1 protein-coding gene is annotated in these 834 nt (G+C 62.4%); it reads left to right on the top strand.

Features of this window, described 5'->3' with window-relative positions; all coding sequences use genetic code 11:
* Positions 1–834, top strand: an 834-nt coding sequence (tyrS, locus tag ENZ74_RS33235; RefSeq protein WP_127313357.1) for a tyrosine--tRNA ligase, incomplete at both ends; no start/stop codon positions are given.

Below are 834 nucleotides of genomic sequence, written 5' to 3'. Positions count from 1 at the left end.
GCGCGGTTTCATCCACCAGACTGCGGATGATGCCGGTCTCGACAATATCTTCGCCAAGGAGACGGTGACAGCCTATATCGGCTTCGACGCGACCGCCAAGAGCCTGCACGCCGGCTCGCTGATCCAGATCATGATGCTGCACTGGCTGCAGCAGACCGGTCACCGGCCGATCGCGCTGATGGGCGGCGGCACCTCGATGATCGGCGACCCGTCGTTCAAGGATGAGGCGCGCAAGCTTTTGACCCCGCAGGACATCGAAGACAATCTTGCCGGTATCCGCCGCAACTTCATGCCCTACCTCAAATTCGGCAGCGGTCCCAACGACGCCATCATGGTCAACAACGCCGATTGGCTGATGGAGATCAACTACGTCAATTTCCTGCGCGATGTCGGTCGTCACTTTTCGGTCAACCGCATGCTGGCCTTCGATTCCGTCAAGCTGCGGCTCGATCGCGAGCAGTCGCTGTCGTTCCTCGAATTCAACTACATGATCCTGCAGGCCTATGATTTCGTCGAGCTCTACAAGCGTCTCGGCTGCCGCCTGCAGATGGGCGGCTCCGACCAGTGGGGCAACATCATCAACGGCATCGATCTCGGCCGCCGCACGGAGGACGCGCAGCTCTATGCACTGACCACGCCGCTGCTCACCACCTCGTCGGGCGCCAAGATGGGCAAGTCGGCGTCGGGCGCGGTCTGGCTCGACGCGGAGATGCTGAGCCCCTACGAATTCTGGCAGTACTGGCGCAACACCGAGGATGCCGACGTCGCCCGCTTCCTGAAGCTCTACACGACGCTGCCGCTGGACGAGGTGGCGCGGCTCGAGCGGCTCGGCGG

Source organism: Mesorhizobium sp. M7A.F.Ca.CA.002.15.2.1 (assembly GCF_003998715.1).
GTDB lineage: Bacteria > Pseudomonadota > Alphaproteobacteria > Rhizobiales > Rhizobiaceae > Mesorhizobium > Mesorhizobium ciceri.
This window is presented reverse-complemented; position numbering and strand designations above follow the sequence as displayed.